The sequence below is a fragment of the Candidatus Egerieousia sp. genome (assembly GCF_056211015.1).
Map to the genome: position 1 here is coordinate 1 of NZ_JBAELF010000094.1, position 4339 is coordinate 4339.

At 48.3% G+C, this 4339-nt stretch carries 4 protein-coding genes; all 4 read right to left on the bottom strand.

Annotation, left to right across the window (positions count from 1 at the left end; translation table 11 throughout):
* Window positions 1–145 precede the first annotated feature (145 nt).
* A complete protein-coding gene (locus tag AC06L3_RS06850) occupies window positions 146–1693 on the bottom strand; it encodes a hypothetical protein (RefSeq protein ID WP_475669877.1) in 1548 nt (515 codons plus the stop codon).
* Entirely contained in the window at window positions 1690–2847 is a 1158-nt protein-coding gene (locus tag AC06L3_RS06855) for a PP2C family protein-serine/threonine phosphatase (RefSeq protein ID WP_475669878.1), read from the bottom strand. The genes AC06L3_RS06850 and AC06L3_RS06855 overlap by 4 nt, the downstream gene beginning before the upstream one ends.
* A 15-nt stretch (window positions 2848–2862) precedes the next feature.
* Complete coding sequence (locus tag AC06L3_RS06860; RefSeq protein ID WP_475669879.1) at window positions 2863–3882, bottom strand: hypothetical protein; 1020 nt, start codon at window positions 3880–3882, stop codon at window positions 2863–2865.
* 18 nt (window positions 3883–3900) lie between these two features.
* Window positions 3901–4339: CocE/NonD family hydrolase (locus AC06L3_RS06865; RefSeq protein WP_475669880.1), on the bottom strand; the 439-nt coding region annotated here is incomplete at its 5' end.

A 4339-nucleotide genomic window follows, 5' to 3' on the forward strand; every position in this document is an offset into this window, starting at 1 on the left:
TACCGCAACCGCGCGATACGACCTGTGTGAACTGGATGTCTGCCATAGTCTAATGTATATTGGTGTATATAATATAGACGGGCGTCAACCCTTTTCATGAACTTTGGCGACTACAAATTATGTCATGAGGGTTTCATTGCAAATGCTATTTGAATTTGATGTACGGAACATTGGCACCCATATACTGCCGCCATTCTGCCTGTGTGAGATTCCGTTTGATTCCGGTCCTGACTCTTGCAGCCAAAGAAGATGCTGATACATTATAACGGGCCACGGTTCCATTGCTGTACCCAACCAGCATTTCGGCATCGTTCAAACGTTTTGCCGACATCGGCCATGACTTGGACGTGATTGCGGCGGGAATGAGCATATCATTAAGGTTCTTTAACATTGCTATGTTCCACAGACACACACTCTTGTCGTATGACCCCGTTACTGCTATCCCATTCATGGCACTTATGAACGATATGCGGCTCGTGTGTCCATAAAGCACACTGCCGGAACCGTCTGCAAGGTTCTTTCTGAGAATGTGACCGCTTTTTCCGCCATAATATATACAGTCAGCGCCCGCATCGTAATGAACTGCAGTAACAGTTTCGTCAAACGGTGACTCTTCGTAAGTCATTCCGCCTTTGCTGTCCAGCACGGCGCTCCTCCCGTCCTCAAAGAACACGTGCATGCTCCCGCCGTAATACAATGCAGCGCTTATACTGCCTATTCCCTCTGATATTGATACCGGTCTGCCGCTTTGTGAGTCCATCCACAGGATATTCCTGCCTCCCCATATAAAAAGAAGGTCTTTGCCGGCACAGGCTATACCTGTATAGTTTCCTTCAGGCAGCGCAATGTAATGTAAAACACTGTCTTTCTCAATGAAGCACACAGGACCGTGCAGGGATAATGCGTAGGCCCTGTCATTATGTGAACATACTGCGCGGAAGTCGAATTCCTTATTATGAAGAAGCACCTTCCCTTCCTTTCCGGGAACGGTCTGATATTCTATCTCCCCATAATCCGAAACCAGGATGCAGGCACCGTTCTCAAGTGCGGCAATGCCCCCTACCGCCCCCCTACCATGCATATATGTGTACATACTGGCATTCGCAGACCGGTTCAAAGCCTGGAAACATTCCGGCAGATACACATTTCCCTTGTACTTGTCAAGGAAATACCAGCTTGCGTATGCCAATGCCGCCGCCATATCGAACTGACCATCCTCGTAATCATATATCGAACTGCTTGCCAATGTCCTACCAAGCGTACGATAGGTAAGAGTATCAGAAATCCTCTTGGCCAACGTGGCCTGATCCCTCTGCCTTGCAGCCTCCAGTGCGGAAGCTTCCGCTTCGTGTGCCAGCTGGAGGGCCCTGTTCTCTGCCGAACGTGCGGCCTGACTCTCCTTCTCGGCCTTGTCGCGCATGCTGATTGCAATCCTTGACTGCTCCTCCGCACGGTCCCTCTGCATCTCGGAAATGGTTTTCTGCTGATAGGCTATTGCCTCCATCTGCTGGCTCACCCTCTTTACAACGGTTGCCTCCTGCTCGTTGGTAACGAGCTCGTCCATATCCTCAACGCTCACAACCGTTCCATAGTCCGTACCATTGCTCTTTCCCATGAAATAGGCCAGAACAATCATGGCCGTAACAAGAAGGGCCGTGGTGCTTATATATATGATTTTACGAACGGAACTCATTTCCTTCCAATTACTAGAATTGTAACGTCATCATTCTGTGGATTCCCATTTGCGAAATCCTTTACCAGACCATTGACAGACTCCACAATCTCCTTGCTCCCCGCTCCTGCCAATGTCCTGAGGCGGGACTCGAGCTTTTCCTCCCCAAGCTGTTCATAGCTTGAATTCTCGGCCTCAGTAACGCCGTCGGTGAACATGACAATGTGGTCCCCGGGGATGAGGACTGTTGAACTGCTCTTATAGTCCATATCCTCCATGATTCCCAATGCAATGTTGCCTACAGGATTCAGAACAGACAGAGTACCATCAGCATGAAGCACATACTGAGGATTATGACCGGCATTCGTATAGTCAACTTCTCCGGTAACGGTATCAATTATTCCGTAGAATGTGGTTATGAACATGTAATCAGTATTCTCCCTGCATAGAAGATTGTTGACCGTTTTCATGCATTCACTGGATGCTATCCCCCGGCTGCCTATGGCTTTGATCATTGTGCGGCCAACAGCCATCATCATTGCTGCGGGAACGCCCTTGCCGCTGACATCAGCCATCACGAAACCCATCCTTGTATCATCGATAGGGAAGAAATCATAGAAGTCACCACCCACATCCTTTGCCGCCTCCATGCTGGCACAGATATCCATATCAGGGAATCTGTCAATATCAAAATTCTTTGGAAGGATGGCATGCTGTATGTCCCTTGCCGCTTTCAAATCTCCCTGAAGATCCTCAAGTGTCTTGTGCTCCTTCTGCGACTGATGTATATACTCTATCTGTGCAACGGCGTTGTCTATGGAACGCTGCAGGTCATCCAGGTCGATTGGTTTTGTGGCAAAGTCGAATGCACCGTTGTTCATTGCCTGACGTATGTTGCTCATATCACCGTATGCGCTCACCATAATGCACTTGCAGGCGGGATTGCGCATCTCGTTGATTTTTGCAAGCAAGGTAAGGCCGTCCATTTCAGGCATGTTGATATCTGAAAGGACAATATCTATATCCTGATGTGCAAGAAGCACCTGAAGTGCCTCAAGCCCGTTGTGTGCAAAGAAAAATTCATACTCCCCTTTACGGATCTTCCTGCGGAAATACTGTGTGAACAGCAGTTCAAGATCCATTTCATCATCTACGCTTAAGATTTTTATAGCCATAATCTGTTATATATGTTATATTACTTCCAACTTACAGAGATAGTATTGTTCCATGAAAAAAGGAAGAGGTTTCAGGTCTGCGGACTTCACCTCAGTGCTGTGACAGCCTGCATCGCTGATGTACTTTGAATAAGCTCTATCACCCCAGAAGGAGTATCCCCTGCCCTCCTTTTCCGTTCCTGACCAGCTGGAGTCAATGAATCCGTTCCTCTCAACCAGCACAGTATGCCAGATTTCACCGTCGGGATTCTTGATGAGTTTGAAGGATATTCGTCCTTTCAAGCCGCGCCAGACCTCTGATGAGTCATCCTCCTGCAGCTTGATTTTAAACGTTCCGGACAGGTCGCGTATCATTGCATGGCTTCTGCCCCATGTGCCGCCCTCCTTTGTTACAAGAGGCTTTCCGTTGTAAATGACAGTAATGTCCTCGTACGATATCACGCTCAGGTAATGGTCCTTTTCCTTGAGCCAGTTGGTAAGTTTCCTGCAATGTACTTCCTCAAGGTAACCGTACACGCTGTCAAGAAAGGCAAAACGCTTGATTCTGGGATTGATCGGTTCGGCCGTGCGCAGATATTCAAAAAGGAAATAGCCGCCGCCTGAATGGCTGCTCAGGGTGATTGTTGGATTATATTTTTCGTAAAGTCCCGAAATATCGTTGATTATTGCCGGAAGTACCTGCGGGAGCACGTCTGCGTGCCTGTGCCGCCAGGAAGTCCAGGAACGTTTTGCATCCATCAGATACACGGTTATGTAGTTCCTTGACTGGTCATTCTCCCTCATGTACTTGGTCTGCGCGGAGATATGCTGGATATCATAGTGCCAGTCGTCATCCGGGGTGGTGAATTTTCCTGCCGTCCATTCAATGCTGTTCCCGTTCGGCAGGGCATAGAAGATAATCTCGGTTGCCTTGGTGGAATCCATCATCAGTGGAGCCTCAACAGTAATGTTCACCTCGGGATAGCTGTCGTTGAGCGTATAGGTTCCAAGCAGTCTGGAAATGGCAATAGTAAGAATGATGCAAAGTGTTTTCATGGAAATTCCCTTATTGAATTACTTGCCGTTGACTACTGGGAGACATATACTTGATTCTGCTTCCGGGCTGTGAATTATTGTAACCGTTGCAGCCTTATAATAAGATTCCTCGGCCTTGAAAATGTTAGGAACGGCTGTCTGAGGGTTGATGTCTATGAGCGGGAACCAGCTGCTCTGTATCTGCACGCGGATATGATGCCCCGGAAGCACATAATGAACTACATCGTTCAGTGCAAATTGCAGGTGCTCCTGCTTGTCCGGAGTAAGGAAACGAGGTTTGTCAAAGCCGTGGGCGTAGCGGGCGCGGAAAACATCACCGCGAATGAGCATCTCAGCGCCGTCAGGAGTAACGTCAAGCACCTTTACAATGAAGTCCAGATCCTCTCCGCTTGTCCTGTAATAAAGATCCACATCTACAGGTCCGCAGAGGAACAGGGTATCGGCAACTGCCTGATAA

Bases quoted from the DNA above. Each gene is read 5' to 3' on its own strand.
- AC06L3_RS06855 (WP_475669878.1), bottom strand. From the start codon at position 2,847: ATGGCTATAAAAATCTTAAGCGTAGATGATGAAATGGATCTTGAACTG.
- AC06L3_RS06860 (WP_475669879.1), bottom strand. From the start codon at position 3,882: ATGAAAACACTTTGCATCATTCTTACTATTGCCATTTCCAGACTGCTT.
- AC06L3_RS06850 (WP_475669877.1), bottom strand. From the start codon at position 1,693: ATGAGTTCCGTTCGTAAAATCATATATATAAGCACCACGGCCCTTCTT.